This is a genomic window from Shinella sp. G-2 (genome assembly GCF_050172695.1).
Lineage (GTDB): Bacteria > Pseudomonadota > Alphaproteobacteria > Rhizobiales > Rhizobiaceae > Shinella.
In genome coordinates, this window is record NZ_JBBEYH010000010.1 from 86,439 (window position 1) to 106,613 (window position 20,175).

Consider the following 20,175-nt stretch of genomic DNA (forward strand, 5'->3'; position numbering starts at 1 on the left):
CCCGGCGGCGCTGCGCCGCCGGGTCTCCTTCGGGGTGATGACATGCAGGACTTTCTCGAATTCAAGGCGATATCCAAGGGATATCCCGGCGTGCAGGCGCTCGCCGACGTTTCCTTCTCCGTGAAGAAGGGTGCCGTGCACGGCCTGATGGGCGAAAACGGCGCCGGCAAATCGACCCTTATCCGCGTGCTCTCGGGCGACCAGTCCGCCGACACCGGCGAAATCCGCATCGATGGGCAATTGCAGCGCTATCGCTCGGTGCGCGACGCCTTCGATGCCGGCGTCATCGTCATTCACCAGGAGCTGCAGCTCGTGCCCGAGCTGACGGTCGCCGAAAACCTTTGGCTCGGCCGCTTCCCGGGCAAGGCCGGCGTGATCGACCGCACCCGCCTCATCGGCGTGGTGAAGGAGAAGCTCGCCGATATCGGCATCGATATCGATCCGGCCGCCAAGGTCGCCTCTCTCTCCATCGGCGAGCGTCAGATGGTCGAGATCGCCAAGGCCGTGATGGCCGATGCGCGCGTCATCGCCCTCGACGAGCCGACCTCCTCGCTGTCTTCGCGGGAAAGCGAAATCCTTTTCGCCCTGATCGATCGCCTCAGGGCGCAGGGCAAGGTCATTCTCTATGTCTCGCACCGCCTCGACGAGATTTTCCGTCTTTGCGACAGCCTCACGGTCCTGCGCGATGGCAAGCTCGCCGCCCATCATCCCGATATCGCCGCGGTGACGCGCGACCAGATCATTGCCGAAATGGTCGGCCGCGAGATTTCCAACATCTGGGGTTTCCGCCCGCGCGAGCGCGGCGCCGTGCGGCTGGAGGTCAAGAATCTTTCAGGCCGCAAGCTGCGCAACCCCATCAGCTTCTCCGTGCGCCAGGGGGAAATTCTCGGCTTCTTCGGCCTTATCGGCGCCGGCCGCAGCGAAATGGCCCGCCTCGTCTACGGCGCGGACGTCCGCTCGGAGGGCGCGGTCACGGTCGACGGAAAGACCGTCACGCCCGACAGCCCGCCGCAGTCGATCCGTTCGGGCATCGTGCTCTGCCCGGAGGACCGCAAGTTCGACGGCATCGTGCAGGGCCGGAACATCGAGGAAAACATGGCGATTTCCTCGCGCCGTCACTTTTCCCCTTTCGGCATTCTCCAGCCGAAGAAGGAGGCCGAGCTTGCCGAGCGCTTCATCGCCAAGCTGCGCGTGCGCACGCCCTCGCGCAAGCAGGACATCATCAACCTGTCCGGCGGCAACCAGCAGAAGGTCATCCTCGGCCGCTGGCTTTCCGAACAGGGCGTGAAGGTCCTCATCATCGATGAGCCGACACGCGGCATCGATGTCGGCGCCAAGTCGGAAATCTACGAAATCCTCTACGAGCTCGCCGGTCAGGGCATGGCCATCGTCGTGATATCGAGCGAATTGCCGGAAGTGATGGGCATCACCGACCGCATCGTGGTCATGTGCGAGGGCCGGGTCGCCGCCGACATGGAGCGCGCCGACTTCGACGAGCGGCGTATCCTCGCCGCCGCCCTTCCCGATGTGTCCAACGCCAGCGAACTCCCCAACCAGCAGGTCCAGTCGCGATGACGTCTTTGAAAAAACTCCTCCTCGGCGAGCAAGGCCTCGTGGTCATCTTCGCCATCGCCTTCGCCATCGTGGCGCTCACGGTGCCGAACTTCCTGACCGAGCGCAACATGCTCGGCCTGCTGCAGTCGGTCGTGACGATCGGCATCGTCGCCTGCACGATGATGTTCTGCCTTGCCTCGCGCGACTTCGACCTATCGGTCGGCTCCACCGTCGCGTTTTCCGGCATGATCGCCGTCATGGCGTCGAACGCCTCGGGCTCGATCGTCGTCGGTCTTCTCGCAGCGCTGCTCTGCGGCGGCGCCGTCGGTCTCATCAATGGCGTGGTCATCGCCCGGTTCCGCATCAATGCCCTCATCACGACGCTCGCCACCATGCAGATCGTGCGTGGCTTCGCCCTGATCGCCTCGGACGGGCGCGCCGTCGGCATCAACGACCCCGGCTTCTACCAGCTCGCCCTGTCGAAGTTCCTCGGCATCCCGACGCCGATCTGGGTCATGGCCCTCTTCTTCATCCTCTTCGGCTTCGTGCTGAACCGCACCGTCTTCGGCAAGAACACGCTGGCGATCGGCGGCAATCCGGAGGCCTCGCGCCTTGCCGGCGTCAATGTCTCCAACATGCGCATCTGGATCTTCGCGCTGCAGGGTCTCGTCTGCGCGGTGGCCGGCGTACTGCTCGCCTCGCGGATCACCTCGGGCCAGCCCAATGCCGCGACGGGGCTCGAGCTCTCGGTCATCTCGGCCTGCGTGCTCGGCGGCGTCTCGCTGGCCGGCGGCCGGGCGGCAATGACCGGGGTCATCGTCGGCGTGCTGATCATGGGGATCGCCGAGAACGTCATGAACCTCCTCAACATCCAGGCTTTCTACCAGTATGTGGTGCGCGGCCTCATCCTGCTGCTCGCCGTGCTGCTCGACAACCTGCGATCCGCCGCCGCCGGCAGGCGCGGCTGATGGCATGACCGGGAATGTGGCCGGGGATGTCATCCGTCTTGAAAGGGACGGGCTTGCCGTCGCGGTGAGCCCGCAGGGCGGCGCCATCCTGTCGGCGCACTGGAAAGGCATCCCCATCCTCGCGCCGACGCCCTCCCCGGGCCTGGCCTCCCGGGTTTTCGGCGCGGAAGCGTGTTTTCCCCTCGTGCCCTTCGGCAATCGCATCGAGCACAACGGCTTTCGCTTCGAGGGACGCGACCATTCCCTGTCCCCCAACACCGCCGATCCCCTCGTCCTGCACGGCGACGGCTGGCTGCGGCCCTGGGCAATCCTGCGGCAGGACCGGCACAGCATCGTTTTCCAGTACCGTCAGGACGCCAGCGACGCCTCCCCCTTTGCCTATGAGGCGACGGAAACGATCGCGATCGGCGACGATAGCCTGATCCTTTCGCTCAACGTCGTGAACCGTGCGGGCCGCACGCTTCCCTACGGCCTCGGTTTCCATCCCTACTTCCCGCGGACGCCAAAGACGCGGCTCTTTGCCCGTGCGAAGCGCTACTGGCCGGAGCGGGAGAAACACCTGCCTGGCGCCGCCGCCCCCCTGCCGGAGGACCTGAACTTTTCAGAGGGCGCCATGCTACCCGAGCGCTGGCTGAACAACGCCTTTGACGGATGGGACGGAACGTCCCGGATCGAGTGGCCGGAGACCGGCCTTTCCGTATCCATCGAGGCCAGCACCGGCCTCGATCATTTCGTGCTCTACGCCCCATCTGCGACCGACGGCTTCTTCTGCTTCGAGCCGATGAGCCACCGCCCGAATGCGCATCACGCGCCCGACGGCGGCCTCGTTTCGCTGGCCTCCGGGGAGACACTCGCCGGCACGATCGCGCTTCGTTGCCAGGCCGGGCGCGCATAGCAGGGCGCTTCAGGATATGCGCGCCATGCGACACGGCTTCCCGCGATGCCGGACCATGGAATGAAATCCCCATAATCCCGGCAGGTTCTCTCTTCCGTTTGACGGACCCGCATGAGAGATAATAGGCCGTTCTCGGCCAAGGGCGGCCACACCACGGGAACACGCTTTGGGAGGAGCGGCTTCATGTGCCGGTTGCACGGTCGGGCCATGGCGGATGGGCGTGGCGCCTGATGGAAACGCCACAGCTGCCAGCGCTGCGATCCTATCATTCCTGGATCGCCAACGAAACGCTCGAGGATTACTCGTTGCGCTATGCGGCCACGTCGTTCCGTCGCTGGTCGCCGTTCATCATCGCCAATACCGCGCTCGGCGGCATTTCATTCCTCGCCCTCGAGGCAATCGGCGGTGCGATCACACTCAGCTACGGTTTCGCCAATGCCTTTCCGGCGATCCTCGTAACCTGCCTGTTCGTTTTCCTGACCAGCCTGCCGATCGCCTACTATTCCAGCCGCTACAACATCGACATGGATCTGCTGACGCGCGGCGCCGGTTTCGGCTATTTCGGCTCGACGATCACCTCGCTGATCTACGCGACATTCACCTTCATCTTTTTCGCGCTCGAGGGCGTGATCATGGCGCAGGCGCTCAACTTGTTCGCCGATGTGCCACTCGTTCTCGGCTATATCGTCTCCTCGGTCGTCATCATCCCGATCACCTTCATGGGCGTGACGCTGATCAGCAAGCTGCAGCTTCTGTCGCAACCGATCTGGATCGCCCTGCATCTGACGCCCTTCGCCTATATTCTGTTCGCTCATCCCGACACGCTCGATCAATGGGCAAGCTTCATCGGGAGCGACATCAAGAGCGAAGGGTTCGACTTCCTGGCCTTCGGCTCGGCCATCGGCGTCCTGTGCGCCCTGTCCATCCAGATCGGCGAGCAGGTCGATTACTTGCGCTTCCTGCCCGACAAGACGCGCGAGAACCGCTTCCGCTGGTGGGCTGCGGTGGTTGCCGCGGGTCCGGGCTGGATCGTCGTCGGCGGTTTCAAGATCCTGTGCGGCAGCCTGCTGGCGGTGCTTGCGATCCAGGCCGGCCTGTCACGGTCGACCGCGCTCGAGCCGATCCACATGTACATGATCGCCTATCAATATGTCAGCGCGGACCCCCGCGTCGTGCTCGCCCTTGCTGCAGCCTTCGTGCTGATCTCGCAGGTCAAGATCAACATCACCAATGCCTATGCCGGTTCGCTGGCATGGTCCAACTTCTTCTCGCGCGTCACCCACTACCACCCCGGCCGCGTCGTCTGGCTGGTGTTCAATATCCTCATTTCGCTGCTGTTGATGCTGCTCGGCATATTCCAGACACTGGAACTGGTGCTGGCGGTCTATTCGATCATTGCGGCCGCCTGGATCGGCTCCATCTTCGCCGACCTCGCCATCCTGAAGCCGCTGGGCGTAAGTCCGGCCTATCCCGAGTTCCGGCGCGCCTATCTCTACAATTTCAACCCCGTCGGCTGCGGCTCGATGGCGCTGGCCTCGTTCGTCGCCCTCACGTGTTTTTCCGGTCTCTTCGGCGTGATGATGCAGGCCTACGCCGCACCGATCGCCTTTGCGACGGCACTTGGCAGCGCCGTGGCAATCGGCATTGCCACCAAGGGGCGATACTATCTGGCCCGCCCGCCCGTCGCTCTGCCGGAAACCGGTTCGGACGCCAATCTTTGCGCCATCTGCGGCGTCACCTATGAAGGTGCCGACATGGTGCATTGCACCTTCTACGAACAGCCGATCTGCTCCTTGTGCTGCAGCCTGGATTCGCATTGCCACGACGTCTGCAAGTCGCCGGGCGGCGTCGTGGAAAGCTCGCGCTATTTCAGCCAGGCGCTGCCCCATATGCGCGACAAGATCGCACCCCGCATGGGGCAGCGTCTGTTGAAGGTGGCGGGCGTATTGTTCGCACTGACGGTGATTGCCGGCGGCGTGTTCCTGCTGACCTATCGGTTGATCGAGCCGGGGTCCGAACAGCCCCATCTGGCAAGCGGCCAGCTCCTTCTCAGGGTCTTCCTCGCGCTGCTGCCGCTGCTGGGCATCGGAGCCTGGTGGATCGTGCTGGCGCAGGAAAGCCGCGAACTTGCCGAGCGCGACCTTGTCGCTTCGCTGGAGAAGCTGAGGCAAACCCAGAGAGACCTTGCAAGCAACGAACGGCTCGCGGCCATCGGCCAGATCACCGCGACCGTCAGTCACGAACTGCGCAACCCACTGGGCACGCTGGTGACCTCTGCCGACGTCCTGCGCCGTTCGCTGAAAAGCGCGGAGGAACCCGTGCTCTCCGAACTGCAACGCGTGCAACGAAATGCCTGGCGCTGCGTTCGCATCATCGAGGATCTGCTCGATTTCTCACGCCGCTACACACTGGCGCTGAAGCCGATCCCCATCGATTCCTGGATTGCCCACCAGGTCGCCGAGCAGAACGCCGCGCGGCCGATCCGGCTGGAACTTGACGCCGGGTGCAAGGTGTCCGCTGACGGCGAGCGGCTCCGGCAGGCCTTCAGCAATGTCCTGGCCAATGCCGTGCAGGCCTGCGAGGGACATGCGGCGGAGAACGCCTCCATCACCGTTTCGACCCGCTGCGAAGCCGACAATGCCATCATCTGCGTCGCCGACAATGGCGTGGGCATGTCACGCGAGACGGCGGCGCGGGTGTTCGAACCGCTGTTCAGCACTAAGGCATTCGGCGTCGGATTGGGCATGCCGCTGGTCAAGCGCATCGTCGAGCAACATGGCGGCTCGGTGCTGATCGACAGCGAACCGGGCGTGGGCACCCGCGTATCGATCCTGTTGCCACGCGCGGGCGCTGCCGCGTCATGACGGATCACACCGACCTTGTGAACGACCGCATTGGCGACGATCTCGTCCCGCAGGACACGGGTTCGACAGAGAGAAAGCGCGTCCTCATCGTCGACGACGATGAGGATTTCGCCGCGAGCCTCGCCGGTCTGCTTGAACTTGAAGGCTATCAGGCGATCATAGCCCATGATCCGTCCTCCGCCCGGGATGCCCTGGCCTCCTGCCGGCCCGCGGTTGCCCTCGTCGACGTGCGGCTGGGCATCGGCAACGGCGTCGAACTGGTCCACGCCTTTCGCCAGCAGAGCCCGGATCTCATCTGCCTGATGGTGACGGCCTATGCCTCGGTCGAGACGGCGGTGGAGGCGTTGCAGGCCGGTGCATACGACTACCTGTGCAAGCCGTTCCACAGCGGCGATCTCCTCGCGACCCTCGAGCGCTGCTTCGAACGCACCCGCCTGATCGAGGAAAGACGCATGGCGGCCGAGCGGCTCGGCCAGATGCAGCGCATCGAGGCGATGGGCCAGTTGACCGGCGGCATCGCGCACGACTTCAACAACATTCTCGCCGTCCTGCTCGCCAATTTGCGGTGGCTGCAGGAGCATGTGCGGGCCGAACCCCATCTCGCCGAAATGGTCGACGATGCACTGGGGGCCGTGAAGGCGGGTACGGACCTGACCTCGCGGCTGCTCAATTTCGGCCGCCGGGAAGGAAGCGATACGACCCGCATTCGTCTGGATGACGCGCTGCCGGACCTGATGCGTGTGCTGCGCCGTACACTGGACGACAAGATCGAACTGGCGCTGCAGCTGGCGGGCGACCTGCACGAAGTCGAGGTTCACCCCGCGCAGCTGGAGACCAGCCTCATCAACCTTGCCCTCAATGCACGCGATGCGATGCCGGAGGGCGGCATGCTGCGGTTCGAAGCCTGCAATTTTGTCCTCGGGCCGGACGATGCCCGCATCGCGTCGGGCCTGCCACCCGGCGACTATGTGGTCATTTCGGTCGTCGATACCGGGCATGGAATGCCCGCGGAGGTGCAGCGCCAGGCACTGGAACCGCTCTTCAGCACCAAGCCAGCAGGAAAGGGAAGCGGTCTGGGGCTGTCGATGGTCGACGGCTTCGCGCGCCAGTCCGGCGGGCGCCTCGGCATCTCCAGCAAGCCGGGCAACGGAACCCGGATCAACCTCTATCTGCCGCGCGCGCTTCAGTCTCTCGCGTGAGAGGCGAGCACGTAGCCAACGCCGCGAATGGTCTTGATGATCTGGGGATCGCGCGGATTGTCCCGCAATTTGCGGCGTATCTTGCCGATCAGCACGTCGATGCTGCGGTCGTAGGGCGTCCAGTTCCGGTTGGCGACGATGTCGAGGATCTGTTCACGCGACAGGATACGCCCACGCCGCGCGACGAGTGCGGAGAGAATCTGGAACTCCTGGCTGGTAAGCCGGACATTCTCGCCGTTCGGCGACGAGAGCTTGTGGCGCGCATGATCGAGCTGCCAACCATCGAAACAGACGGCATCCGAAGCATCGGTCTCCAGCTCGGACGGAGGGATGCGCCTCGCGAAACGACGCATCACCGTGCGCACGCGCGCCAGGAGTTCGCGTGGCTCGAAGGGCTTGGTGATGTAGTCGTCGGCGCCCAGCTCAAGACAGACGACCTTGTCGATCGTGCTGTTCTTGCCCGATAGCATGATGAGCGGCAGGTCGTATTGCGAACGCATGCTGCGCGCGAGCGTCACGCCATCCTCGCCGACGGGAAAACCGAGATCGAGGATGACGAGATCGAATGCCTCGTCGGCCAAGGCACGCCGCATCGAACGCCCGTCATGGGCGCTGACCGTCGCGTAGCTCTCGCTCGCGAGGAATTTTTCCAGAAAGCTGCACAGCCGACGGTCATCGTCGACAATGAGGATACGCGATCTGAGTTCGGCAACGGACATGCCGCTACGATAAGCGCAATTCGGGGCCTCGGTCGAGGAGGGAAGAAGACAATCCGTCGCAACCTGCCCTCTGTGTAAGCATGCCATGGCGGCTTTACAGAACGCAGGCATGAGACAGAGCGTCTAACCAATTGAAAATAATTATCAAAGGCGAATCAGCGCACCCGCGTCCTTGCGCCTGTCTCGCGTATTCCGGTTACAAAAAATTACAAGGCGGCCTGCATTTCGGAGCGTTGCGATTACACGCGGTTCCTATCCTCGCATCGCGCGGTGATGCCGGGCAGCGCTGCCCGGTGCAAGAACGAGGAGGCGAAAACGCCGCCTCTTGCACGCCGGCATTGAGGAGGAACAGCCCATGCCACAGACAGTATTCTCAGTCGATCTGAACAAGGCGCCCGAAGACCATGCCATCAAGACGCACAATCGGTGGCATCCTGATATTCCCATGGTGGATCACCTCAAGCCCGGACACACCTACCGGGTGGAATGCCACGACTGGACGGGAGGCCAGATCGGCAACAACGACAGCGCCAACGATGTCCGCGACGTCGACCTGACCCGCGTGCACTATCTCAGCGGCCCCTTCGGCGTCGATGGCGCCGAGCCCGGCGACCTGCTGGTCGTCGACATTCTCGACCTCGGCGCGAAGCCGGACTCCGAATGGGGCTTCAACGGCCTCTTCGCCAAGGAGAACGGCGGCGGCTTCCTGACCGAGCACTATCCTGAGGCCAGCAAATCCTGCTGGGACTTCCACGGGATCTACACGACGTCACGCCATATTCCGGGCGTGCGTTATCCCGGCATCATCCACCCCGGCCTGATCGGCTGCCTGCCGGACCACAAGCTGCTTGCCGAAGCCAACCGGCGCGAAGCCGAGCTGGTGGCAACCGATCCCGGCCGCGTTCCGCCCCTGGCGGCGCTGCCTTACGCCGATACCGCCCTGATGGGCCAGCTGAAAGGCGACGCGGCCAAGAAAGCCGCAGCCGAGGCCTGGCGCACGGTTCCGCCGCGCGAACACGGCGGCAACTGCGACATCAAGAATCTGTCGCGCGGCTCGAAGGTCTATTTCCCTGTTTATGTGAAGGGCGGCGGCCTTTCGATGGGGGACATCCACTTCTCGCAGGGCGACGGCGAGATCACCTTCTGCGGCGCCATCGAAATGGCCGGCTGGGTCGACATCAGCGTCGATGTCATCAAGGGCGGCATGGCGAAATACGGCGTCATCAACCCGATCTTCAAGCCCAGCCCGATCGACCCGCATTTCGACGACTATCTCATCTTCGAGGGCATCTCGGTCGATGAACATACGGGCGAGCAATATTATCTCGACGCGCACGTCGCCTATCGCCGGGCATGCCTCAATGCGATCGAGTATCTCAAGAAGTTCGGCTATTCCGGCGAGCAGGCCTACATGATCCTCGGAACGGCGCCGGTGGAGGGGCGCATTGCCGGCATCGTCGACATCCCCAATGTCTGCGCCACATTGGCAATCCCCACGGCAATCTTCGACTTCGACGTCAATCCCAATGCGCTCGGGCCGAAGAAGCAGAACTTCAAGGCAGACGTCGCCAAGACAAGCTGATCGGGCCGCACAACAACAATGAAGCGGCGGTCAGGCCCTGTCTTGACCGTCGCTCTCCTGGGAGGGGATTTCATGCTGCTTGGATTTGCCTTGCTTTACGTCGGTGCGGTCCTGTTTCTGAACGGCCTCTGGCTTCTCGGAAAGATCGAAGACCGGGAAATCGTCGTCATCAACGTCGTCTCCGGCGTCGTGACGCTGTGCACATCGTTTGCCTGGGCGTTCGGCCCGAATGCCGACGCGGCCTCCATCGAGGGCGCCGCGCTGACGATCCTGTTTTCGACGACCTATTTCTGGGTGGCCTATAACAGGGTGGTCAAGGTCGACGGGCGCGGTCTCGGCTGGTTCAGCCTGTTCGTTGCCATCACCACCGTTCCGGTGGCTGTCGGCAAGCTTTCCGCGGCCCAGACATCGACCGATTTCTGGCTTGCCTCCAATTGGGTCATCTGGGGCGTCCTGTGGTTCCTGTATTTCCTGTTGCTGGCGGTGCAGCGGCCGATCCTGCGCCTCACCGCGATCGTCACGCTCCTTGCCGGGATCGTCACCGGCTGGCTGCCGGGCTTCCTGCTTCTCGACGGCAAGCTGTGATGCCGGCTCGACGGACCGCGCGACGACACGCTTGATCGCCTGCGGCGGGCGAGGATCGACTTCGCCCGTCGCGTTTTCTCGACACATGGCTTTTCCGGAGGCTGGCAATGCCGCTCTACAACTATGTTTGCAACGATTGCGGACCCTTTGAAGAATGGGTTCCGATGCAGGATGCGCTCAAGGCATGCGCGTGCCCGCAATGCGAGGAGCAAAGCGGCCGGGATATGGCCGCACCGCGCCTGAGCCTGATGAACGGCAAGCTGCGCGGCGCGCTGGCGCGCTCGGAGGCAAGCGGCACCGAGCCCAAGGTGGTGAAGAAGGCGCATCTCAGCGGTTGCGGCTGCGCGCTCTGCAAGATCGGCAACAAACCCACGCCGACACGCAAGAAATGGATGATCGGCCACTAGCCTTGCCCTGCCGCGCGGACCCCAATCCGGGGGCAAGCGGCAAGATCAGGATACCGCGTCGCGTCCCGATCTAGCGAATCTTCGAAATCCCGATGGGCCATGGCTTCAGCTCGCCGTTCAGCTTGACGCGACTGGCGGCGAAGCCAGACGGATGCCGAACCACACACGCCGTCGCAGTCGCCGGCCTCTTCACTGGAAGCGGTCAGGCCTTGAAGCGCTCAAGAGCGGTAAGACGCTTGAGCGGGGGATCGGCCTCAGGCCAGCGGTAGATTTCGGTGCGCAGGTAGCGGAGTTCGTCATCCAGCGCATCATCGGCGACCTCGACCCACCAGGATTTCGGCCGTCCGTCGCTGCCGTCCGACCATCGGTAGCCACGAGCCTTGAGATGATCCTTCATCTCGAAGGGACTGTGCTCGGCAAAGATGCGGACCCGCGAGCGCTGGCTCGCGGCGAAGAGTTCGGCAAAGGGGGCAGCGCTCTGCTCCGGTCCGTCCTGGGCCAGGACCTCGAGCAGTGCGTAGCAGTCGTCGACGGCGCGGTGTCCGTCATGGAAGTAGCCTGCCTGCCCGACAAGGTAGCCAAGCTTCGTTCCTTCGAAACCCCGCGCCGACCAGTCGATTTCGGAGACCGAGCAAGCCCATGCCTTCGGCGCGAAAGCCGAGGAGAAGGTTTCGCAGAAAGGCCGGTCAAAGCCGGCATTGTGGGCGATGATCAGATCGGCCGGCTCGATAAGGGCCTGCACCCGCGCAATGTCGATCGTCTGGCCGACCACCATGGCGTCCGTGATGCCGGTCAGCCGCGTGATGTCGGCGGGAATGGCGACACTTGGCTGCCGCAGTCCACCGTAGACGTCCGTGACATCGCCGATATTTCCAGCCGCGTCGAAGCTGAAGGCGACGATCCCGATCTCGATGATTTCATCCTTGCGGGCATTGAGGCCCGTCGTCTCCGTATCGACGATGACGCCCCGCAGGGGAAAGCCGGGCCGGGGTGCATCCGCGATGGCGCGAGGCTCCAGTTTGCGCAGAACGCGATAACGGCCGGTTCCTTCGAGCCGGCGGACCATCTCGATCTCCTCCTCGATCCCGCGCACATCGCGCCTGGTCGGGGATCGGACCTTGGCCTCCGGCTCCGTCGCCTCCCCCGTCCCGAACAAATCGAACTGCCGCTTCATCACCTGTCTCGCCTCTGCCAGCGCGTCACGCCACGCGCTTGAGGGCTCTTATAGAGAGTCAAGGGAAAACGGGAAGACAATGTCGCCCGCCCACGCCTTCATCGGAGACCGAACGGCTCCGGTGCTGCCAGCCGCCGGCGACGAAGACGATCTTATAGGGGCGGTCACGGGGGTCTCCCTGCGGGTCGTGATCAAGAGGTCGATACGAAACTCGCCGAAGATGATGTCAGCGAGAAAGGGAAAGCATTCCCAAGCCTGAAGCGGGCCGAAGGGCATCGGGACTAGGGGCCAGCATCGAAGTTGGGTGCCCTGCTCGGCTGCGCGCTCGACCAGCCAAGCAGGGCAATCGCATTACGCCTTCACCCGCATTGCCTTCGGATCATAGGCTGCCGATAGATGCACGGTCACGGCATGTTTTTCTCCGGCGAGATCGACCTCGAAGCGCCCGGTTTCCAGGAATTTCCTGTCGACCCCGAGAGGGCTTTCCACAAGGGCGAGGGCGACCGAACGCCCCAGCGTATGCCCATAGGCCGCGGACCGGACCTCGCCCACCGGCTGCCCGTCCCGAAGGATCAATTCACCGCCCCAGAGCATCGGCTCCGAATCATCGACGGTGAACTGGACGATCCGCCGGGACTGTACTCCTTTCGCCCTCGCCTCCAGAAGCGCCTCCCGGCCGATGAAGCCGCCGGGCTTGTCGAGGGCGACCGCGAAGGCCAGACCCGCTTCGAACGGCGTGATATCGGGCGTCAGCTCCCGGCTCCATGCCCGGTACCCCTTCTCCAGGCGCAGTGCCTCCAGCGCATAGTATCCACAATCGGCCAAGCCGAGATCGGCGCCCGCCGCATGCAAGGCCTCATAGACGCCGACCGCAAATTCGGCCGGCACGATCAGTTCCCAGCCGAGTTCGCCGACATAGGTCATGCGGTTGGCGAAAGCCGTTGCGTAGCCGATATCGATCTCGCGGATGGTCGCGAAAGGGAAACCTTCATTGGAAAGATCGGCAGAGGTGAGCCTGCCGAGAATCTCACGCGACCGCGGGCCCATCAGCGCCAGCACGGCATAGGCCGATGTGACATCGGTGAGCGTGACATGGGCATCGGCGGGAATGTTCCTGCATATCCAGTCCGCATCGTGCACCGCCTGCGCCGAGCCTGTAACGAGGAGAAAGCGGTCGGAAGAAAGGCGCATGACCGTCAGGTCGCTTTCATAGCCGCCCCGCGCATTGAAGAGGCCCGTGTAGACGGAGCGGCCAACGTCCACGTCAATGTCGGCGGCACAAATCCGGTTGAGCGCGGTTGCGGCATCGCGGCCCTGTACCAGCAGCTTGGCGAAGGAGGTCTGGTCGAAGATGCCAGCCGCCTCGCGCGTCGCCTTCATCTCGCGTTTTACCGCGTCATGCCAGTTCTGCCGGCCAAAGGCATATTGTGTCACCGGGCGTGCGCCTTCCGCCGCGAACCAGTTGGCACGTTCCCAACCCATCTTTGAACCGAAGCAGGCGCCTTTCGCGGCCAGCCGGTCGTAGAGCGGCGAACGGCGGAAGGGCCGCGCCGTGTCCAGCTCCCGGTTCGGCCAGGGCATGGCATAGTGCAGGCCGAGCGTTTCCTTGACGCGGTCGTGCAGCCAGCGCGGATTGTTGTTGAAGGTCGCGAAGCGGCGGATATCGACCGGCCAGAGATCCATGGTCGCCGCGCCGTTGACGATCCATTCGGCCAGCGCCCGCCCGGCGCCGCCGGCGCTGGCGATACCCATGGAGTTGAAGCCGGCACCGACATAGAAATTCTTCAGCTCCGGCGCCTCGCCGAGTATGAAGTTGTTGTCGGGCGTGAAGCTTTCAGGACCGTTATAGAACTTCTTGACCTCGCTGGTTGCAAGCTGTGGCACGCGCTGCAGCGCGCTCTGCATGAGAATCTCGAACTGGTCCCAGTCGTCAGGCAGAAGGGCGAACTCGAAATCGTCCGGAATGCCCGCCATGCCCCACGGCTTTGCCTCCGGCTCGAAACCGCCCATGACGAGGCCGCCAACCTCCTCCTTGAAATAGATGTAGCCATCGGGATCGCGCATGACCGGCAGGTCCGGGTGAACACCCTCGATCTTGCCGGTGACGATATACATGTGCTCGGCCGAATGGAGCGGCACGCTGACGCCGCACATCTGGCCGACTTTGCGCGCCCATTGCCCGGCGCAATTGACCACGATCTGCGCGCAGATCGCACCGCGGTCCGTCTCCACGCCGGTGACCGCGCCATTGGCCACGGAAATGCCGGTGACACGCACGCGTTCGAAAATGCGCGCACCGCGGCTGCGCGCGCCTTTCGCGAGCGACTGCGTCAGATCGGTTGGATTGGCCTTGCCGTCGCCCGGCAGCCAGACCGCGCCGACGAGATCCTCGATCGCCATGACGGGCCAGAAATCCTGCGCTTCCCGCGGGGAAATCACCTCGATCGCCACGCCCTGAGCGCGCGCGGAAGCGGCAGTGCGCTTCAGCACTGTCATGCGATCGGCCGTGCGCGCCACGGAAAGCGAGCCGCAATTCTTCCAGCCGGTCGCGAGCCCCGTCTCCGCCTCGAGCTCGCTATAGAGCTGGGTCGAGTATTTGATGAGACTGGTCATGTTGGCGTGGCTGCGAAGCTGACCGACGAGGCCGGCGGCATGCCAGGTGGTGCCACCGGAAAGCTGGCCTTGTTCCAGCAGAACAACGTCCCGCCAGCCGAGCTTCGTCAAGTGATAGGCGACCGAGCAGCCGATGATGCCGCCACCGACGATGACGACTTGAGCCTGTGTTGGAAATTCCTGCGCCATGAACGACCTCCCGAAACCATGGAAGGCCGCACGGTAGCAAAACGCCACCAAAGAACAAGACAAAAGATTACATAAAGTTACATTTTATTACGTTGCCACGATCAGGCTCGGTCCTCGCCGCTCCAGGGCCTCCCCAATCGCCGCCGGCGGCGCCCGGTCGACGATCACGCCCGTCGCCAATTCAAAGCGCGGAATACGCAGAGGCGTCAGCCGGCCGAATTTCGAACTGTCGAGCACGAAATACGCCTTGCCCGCCGCGCCGGCCATTCGCGAGCGCTGTTCCGCACCGCTTCGGGTGAAATCCGTCACCTCACCGTCCGGCGAAAGTCCACCGCCTCCCAGAAAGGCGGCATCGATGCGGAAATGACCGATCGCCTCCAGCGCGTCGATGCCGACGGCGGCTTCTTCGGCCGGATCGATCTCGCCGCCCAGCATGTGCACCCGCACCTGCGGCTGGCGGCACATGAGAAGCGCGATGGAAAGGGAAGTCGTGCAAATCGTGAGGTTTTTTCGCTCGGACAGGGCCTGCGCCACCGCCAGTGTCGTGGTGCCGGAATCGAGAAAGACGACCATGCCGTCGCGCACAAGGCTGGCGGCGGCGCGGCCGATCGCCGCCTTTGCCCCGGCATTTTCTTCGCGACGCTCGGTAAAGGCCGCCTCGGTGGGCTCGAAGAGCGTGGCCCCACCGTGCACGAGATCGAGCTGACCACGGTCGGCGAGCGTTTTCAGATCGCGCCGGATCGTCTGCCGCGACACATCAAAGAAATCCGCGAGCTCACTGATGCTGACCGTTCCGTCCGCGGCCAGGCGGCGCAGGATCTCACCATGGCGGCGAGGAGCGAGGGCACGAGAGTTTTGAGCGTCTGACATATCGATATCTGCGACCATTTTTGTCACCTTGACAAGCTGGGCGGCGTATTTTGCCTCCTGGCCCGGCCAGGCGCCGCGAAATGGTCATCCGATTTGATGGGGAAAGGTCATGCGACGGGCGGCATTTGTTATTTTATGTTGCATAATGTAATCTTTCTTTTCATTCTGTGGCGACAGGCTTTCATGACCGGGAGAAAACGATGCAACAGGCGCATAGGGACGGTGGCCATTTCACCTTCTATCTCCTCGACGGATTCACGCTACACACCTTCTCTGCGGCACTTGAAGCCCTGCGCGTTGCCAACGCGGTCGCCGGCCGCACGATCTACGACTGGATCGTCGTGACGGGGGACGGCCATCTGGCACGGTCCGCCTGCGGAATGCGCGTTGCCGCCGGCCGCTCGCTTGCGGAGGAACGGGAACGGCTCCACCGGCCGGAGGCAAACCGCGTCGTCGTTGTCTGCGGCGGAAGCGGCATACCCGCATCGAACAAGGCGCTGGAGGCCTGGCTTCGGCAATGCCGTCGCCAGCGCATCGATCTGGCCGGCATTGCCGGCGGTCTTTATCCCCTCGCCCGCGCCGGCCTTCTCGACGACAGGCACTGCGCTGTCCATTGGGAACATTTTCCGGACTTCTGCGAACGCTTCTCCGCGGCCAAAGCGCGTCAGACGGTCTTCGAGGTCGATAAAGACATTCATACCTGCGCCGGCGGAAATGCGTCCTTCGACATGGTCATGAGCATCATTGAAGGCGCATTGGGCGAGGACGTCACCAACCGCATCTGCGAGATCAGCCTTTGCGAGCGTCGTCGAGAGGCGGGAGAGCGTCAGCGCCTGCCCCTGCAGGCCCGCCTCGGCATCGACAATGTCTCCCTTATCCGTGTCGTGCAGCAGATGGAAGCCAACCTGTCCGAGCCGCTCAGACTGGCTGAGATGACGCCGGCAAGCGGGCTTTCGCGCCGTCAGATGGAGCGCCTGTTTCGCCGGGAGATGGGGCGGACGCCAGCCCGCTACTATCTCGACCTGAGGCTGGAGCGTGCGCACCTCCTGCTCGTCACATCATCCCTTCCCGTCATCGAGGTCGCCATTGCCTGCGGTTTCTCGACCGCCTCGCACTTTTCCCGTGCGTACCGTGATCGCTATGGGCGCACCCCGCAGAACGCGCGCCGTGCGGAAGCAGAACGGCGGAACAACACCGGTCGACCGGCCGCCTATACGCAGAATAGCGTCGATGAGCAGCATGTTGCCTGATGGCGCCAACAAGCAAGGCCCCCCGCTCCGTTGCCTGAAGAGGGGGGCTTTGCCGCGACGACGAAACGCCGTCAGCGCCAGGCCTGGGTGCGCGCGAGCAGGCCGCGGCTTATTCCCGCGTGGATGAGCTTGGCGGCAACGTTCGTATAGAAGATCATCATGCCCATGGCCGCCGCCGGGGCGATATCGCCGGCGTCGTCCATGTTGAGGACGGCAACGGAAGCGAGTTTGGTATCCGTGGAATAGAGGAAGACCACCGCCGAAACAGTCGTCATGGCATTGACGAACAGATAGATCGCGATGTTGAGGATGGCGGGCAGGCAGACCGGCACCGTGACCCGGAAGAACAGTCGGTGGAAGGGCTGCTTCAGCGAGGCGGCAACGGATTCGAACTCGGGATCCATCTGCTTGAGCGCCGTCAATGCCGTCAGGTGAGCGACCGTGTAGAAATGCGTCACGGTGCAAACGACAAGGATCGTCATCGTGCCGTAGATCGAGTTCAGCGGATTGGCGGGATTGTTGAAGAAGAAGATGTAGGCAAGGCCAAGCACCATGCCGGGCACCGCCATCGGCATCATCGCCAGGAAATGGAAGAGACTGCGGCCGAAGCGGAAACCGTCCGTCTTCTCGACCATGTAGGCGCCGGCGAAAACAACGAGCGAACCGAAGAGCGCCGTCAGCAATGCCAGTTTGATCGAGTTGCCATAGGCCGCCCAGCCACCGCCGTCCATCAGGTCGAAAGCGAAGTTCTTCGTCGTCAGCGTCAGGTCGTAGGGCCAGAATTTCACGATCGCTGCGATCTGGCACATGGCGATCATGCCGAGGATGAAGAGGCTGATCAGGCAGGCGAAGGCGAAGCAGACCCTGTCGATGGCGGCATTGGGCTTCGGCGTGTAGGGCACGGCGCGAGCCGACAGCAGCGCAACCTGCCGCTTCTGCATGCGCCGGTCGACGGCGAAGGCAAGGATGGCCGGCACGAGCAGGATGACGGAAACGACCGCCCCCATTTCGAAATTCTGCTGGCCGATCACCTGCTTGTAGATATCGACGGCGAGCATGCCATATTGGCCCCCGATCACCTTGGGCAGGCCGAAATCCGTGATGACCAGCGTGAAGACGACGAAGGCAGCCGAGACGATGCCGTAGCGCGCGCCCGGTATCGTCACCGTCCGGAACGTGCGCCACTTGCTGGCCTTGAGGGACGCCGCCGCCTCATAGTGCCGCGCATCGGCGACGGACAGTGCCGTCAGGATGATGAGGAAGGCATGCGGCAGGGTGAAAAAGATCGAGCCGATGACGATGCCGATCGGACCATAGATGGAATAGCCGAGCAGCCAGTCCTTGAAGACGCCCTGGTTGCCGAAGAGATAGACCAGCGCGATGCCCGGCAGCAACGATGGCACAAGGATCGGGATCGTCAGGACGCCGCGGAACAGACCTTTCAGCGGCATGCAGCTGCGTGTCAATCCATAGGCCAGCGCGAAGGCGATGGAGACCGTCGCCACCATGCTGATGAGCGCCATCAGGACCGAGTTGATGATCGATTGGGCCAGCGCCGGCGTTGAGAAATAGGTCGTGAAATTCTCGACGCCGAGGCTGCGGGCCGGTCTGAGAACGACCCGCCGGAAGGCGCCGGAATCGTATTCGCGCCACTCCGTACCTTTTTCCAGCGTGGAGCCGGCGAGGAAAGCCACATCCGCCGTCGTGCCGCGGATGCGATACTTCACGGGGCTGCGGAACTTGAACTCGGGGAAGAATTTCGTGGCGGAGAGCCGGCCGTCGGAATTGGTGGCGAGTTCCGCATCTCCGACGGCGCCAAGCGTGCGATTGAGCGTCTCTGCGCTCACCACCGGTCCCCAGGTCGTCCCGGCCTCATCGCTCACCTGGAACTCGAAGGCAGCCAGATCGAACTGGTAGGTCGAAAACGATTTCGACAACATAAGGGCGAGCGGTGCGCCGAGCGCGATGACGAGATAGAGACCGATGACCGCCATGAAGCCGAGCTTGACGCGGTCATCCCCGGACGTTTCCTGGCGCAGCCGCCTGCCGAGGGGCGGCATGTAGGGGGCTTCGAGGGCGATGTTCATCAGGCAGCCCTCGGATAGAGCAGCAGGCGTTCGCGGGGAATTTCCACCTGGATGACACCGCCCGTCTCGATGTTGAGGCGGCGCACCGCATTGACGGAGAAATCGGCGATAAGCGTGCGTTCACCAAGCCGCGGCGCCGTCAGCCGCGTGCGCCAGAACATGCCGAGGAATTCCATCTCCTGCACTTCAGCGTCGATCAGATTCTGCGGCGTCAACGGACGGTCGACCGCGTTGACAGCATGAGCGTCGGCACCGTGCGGGATGATGTCGACCGGGCGCACGACGGCTGTCGCCGCATGGCCGGCGACAAAATCCTCCGTCGAGCAGCAGAAGGCCGAATGGCCGATCTCCACCTCGCCGTGCCGCAAGACCTTTGCGGGAAACTGATTGGTCTCGCCGATGAAATCCGCAACGAACAGCGTGTCGGGATGACGGTAGATCTCCGTGGGCGAGCCGACCTGTTCGATGACGCCATGGTTCATCACGACGATCCGATCGGCCATGGCCAGTGCCTCTTCCTGGTCGTGCGTGACCATGATCGTCGTGACGCCGAGCTTGCGTTGCAGCGCCTTGATTTCGTGGCGCAGGTGCACGCGCACCTTGGCGTCGAGCGCGGACAACGGCTCGTCAAGCAGCAGAAGCCCCGGCGAAATCGCAATGGCGCGGGCAAGCGCGATACGCTGCTGCTGGCCGCCGGAAAGCTGGGCGGGATATTTCTTGCCCTGCGCCGTCAGCCCGACCGTAGCCAGAAGGTCGGCGACACGGGTGGCGATCTCCGGCTTCGAGCGGCCGGTATTTTCAAGGCCGAAAGCGATGTTCTGCTCGATCGTGAGGTTCGGGAAGAGCGCGTAGGACTGGAAGACGATCCCGTAGTCGCGCCGCGAAGGCGGCAGGGTCGAGACGTTGCGGCCGTCCTGCAGGATGGAACCGTGCGTCTGCAGGTCCAGGCCGGCGATGGCGCGAAGCAGCGTGGTCTTGCCGCAGCCCGACGGGCCGAGGAAACAGATGAACTCACCCTTGGCGATGCTGAGCGATATGTCGCGCAGCGCGACGAAATCGCCGTAGCTCTTCCATAGATCGCTGATCTCGAGATAGGGCGCCGGTTGGATATCCGGCTCCATAGCGCCACGGGCTATGCTTGTGGGTATCGGTTCGATCGACATGGCATGTCTCATCTGCAAGCTCCGCTGGCTGTCAGGCAATGGTCGCGAATGCGAAA

Annotated in this window: 15 protein-coding genes; 9 read left to right on the forward strand and 6 right to left on the reverse strand. The window is 63.4% G+C overall.

Annotated features, from left to right (window positions below; genetic code table 11):
• The first annotated feature begins 42 nt into the window (after positions 1 to 42).
• From araG to V8U06_RS17025, 5 genes are all read left to right on the forward strand, one after another.
• The gene (gene araG / locus V8U06_RS17005; RefSeq protein WP_427141656.1) at positions 43 to 1,575 is read left to right on the forward strand and encodes an L-arabinose ABC transporter ATP-binding protein AraG; all 1,533 of its coding nucleotides are present in this window, start codon (positions 43 to 45) and stop codon (positions 1,573 to 1,575) included.
• A complete protein-coding gene (araH, locus tag V8U06_RS17010) occupies positions 1,572 to 2,522 on the forward strand; it encodes an L-arabinose ABC transporter permease AraH (RefSeq protein WP_226922901.1) in 951 nt (316 codons plus the stop codon). The genes araG and araH overlap by 4 nt, the downstream gene beginning before the upstream one ends.
• A gap of 4 nt (positions 2,523 to 2,526) precedes the next feature.
• Positions 2,527 to 3,417, forward strand: a complete 891-nt coding sequence (locus V8U06_RS17015) for an aldose 1-epimerase (protein WP_427141657.1) — start codon at positions 2,527 to 2,529, stop codon at positions 3,415 to 3,417.
• Positions 3,418 to 3,647: 230 nt separating this feature from the next.
• Positions 3,648 to 6,281 carry an ATP-binding protein gene (locus V8U06_RS17020; protein WP_427141658.1) on the forward strand — a complete coding sequence of 878 codons (2,634 nt, stop codon included), beginning with the start codon at positions 3,648 to 3,650 and terminating at the stop codon, positions 6,279 to 6,281.
• Positions 6,278 to 7,480 (forward strand): sensor histidine kinase, encoded by a 1,203-nt coding sequence (locus tag V8U06_RS17025; protein WP_427141659.1) that lies wholly within the window; start codon positions 6,278 to 6,280, stop codon positions 7,478 to 7,480. Before V8U06_RS17020 ends, V8U06_RS17025 begins: the two co-directional genes overlap by 4 nt.
• On the opposite strand, the gene V8U06_RS17030 is transcribed toward V8U06_RS17025, so the two are convergent.
• Positions 7,465 to 8,199: a winged helix-turn-helix domain-containing protein gene (locus V8U06_RS17030; RefSeq protein ID WP_427141660.1), complete on the reverse strand. Its 735-nt coding sequence runs from the start codon at positions 8,197 to 8,199 to the stop codon at positions 7,465 to 7,467. The genes V8U06_RS17025 and V8U06_RS17030 overlap by 16 nt on opposite strands.
• A gap of 355 nt (positions 8,200 to 8,554) precedes the next feature.
• Here V8U06_RS17030 and fmdA point away from each other — a divergent pair, with 355 nt between their 5' ends.
• The 3 genes from fmdA to V8U06_RS17045 all read left to right on the forward strand — a co-directional run bounded on the left by fmdA (position 8,555) and on the right by V8U06_RS17045 (position 10,773).
• Complete coding sequence (fmdA, locus tag V8U06_RS17035; RefSeq protein ID WP_427141661.1) at positions 8,555 to 9,781, forward strand: formamidase; 1,227 nt, start codon at positions 8,555 to 8,557, stop codon at positions 9,779 to 9,781.
• A 72-nt stretch (positions 9,782 to 9,853) separates the two neighbouring features.
• The gene (locus V8U06_RS17040; protein WP_427141662.1) at positions 9,854 to 10,366 is read left to right on the forward strand and encodes an AmiS/UreI family transporter; all 513 of its coding nucleotides are present in this window, start codon (positions 9,854 to 9,856) and stop codon (positions 10,364 to 10,366) included.
• A 107-nt stretch (positions 10,367 to 10,473) separates the two neighbouring features.
• On the forward strand, positions 10,474 to 10,773 hold the full coding sequence (locus V8U06_RS17045; RefSeq protein ID WP_427141663.1) for an FmdB family zinc ribbon protein: 300 nt from the start codon (positions 10,474 to 10,476) through the stop codon (positions 10,771 to 10,773).
• Between the two features lie 202 nt (positions 10,774 to 10,975).
• Here the strand turns inward: V8U06_RS17045 and V8U06_RS17050 are convergent, their stop codons facing one another.
• The 3 genes from V8U06_RS17050 to V8U06_RS17060 form a co-directional block, all read right to left on the reverse strand.
• The gene (locus tag V8U06_RS17050; RefSeq protein ID WP_427141715.1) at positions 10,976 to 11,947 is read right to left on the reverse strand and encodes a 3'-5' exonuclease; all 972 of its coding nucleotides are present in this window, start codon (positions 11,945 to 11,947) and stop codon (positions 10,976 to 10,978) included.
• A 351-nt stretch (positions 11,948 to 12,298) separates the two neighbouring features.
• Positions 12,299 to 14,749: a GcvT family protein gene (locus V8U06_RS17055; RefSeq protein ID WP_427141664.1), complete on the reverse strand. Its 2,451-nt coding sequence runs from the start codon at positions 14,747 to 14,749 to the stop codon at positions 12,299 to 12,301.
• An 87-nt stretch (positions 14,750 to 14,836) separates the two neighbouring features.
• Complete coding sequence (locus tag V8U06_RS17060; protein ID WP_427141716.1) at positions 14,837 to 15,619, reverse strand: DeoR/GlpR family DNA-binding transcription regulator; 783 nt, start codon at positions 15,617 to 15,619, stop codon at positions 14,837 to 14,839.
• Between the two features lie 200 nt (positions 15,620 to 15,819).
• On the opposite strand from V8U06_RS17060, the gene V8U06_RS17065 reads away from it, so the two are divergent.
• Entirely contained in the window at positions 15,820 to 16,869 is a 1,050-nt protein-coding gene (locus V8U06_RS17065) for a GlxA family transcriptional regulator (RefSeq protein ID WP_427141665.1), read from the forward strand.
• A 71-nt stretch (positions 16,870 to 16,940) separates the two neighbouring features.
• Here the strand turns inward: V8U06_RS17065 and V8U06_RS17070 are convergent, their stop codons facing one another.
• Positions 16,941 to 18,956, reverse strand: coding sequence for a putative 2-aminoethylphosphonate ABC transporter permease subunit (locus V8U06_RS17070; protein WP_427141666.1), 2,016 nt, complete (start codon positions 18,954 to 18,956; stop codon positions 16,941 to 16,943).
• Positions 18,956 to 20,131, reverse strand: a complete 1,176-nt coding sequence (locus tag V8U06_RS17075) for a putative 2-aminoethylphosphonate ABC transporter ATP-binding protein (protein ID WP_427141667.1) — start codon at positions 20,129 to 20,131, stop codon at positions 18,956 to 18,958. Before V8U06_RS17075 ends, V8U06_RS17070 begins: the two co-directional genes overlap by 1 nt.
• Positions 20,132 to 20,175 lie beyond the last annotated feature (44 nt).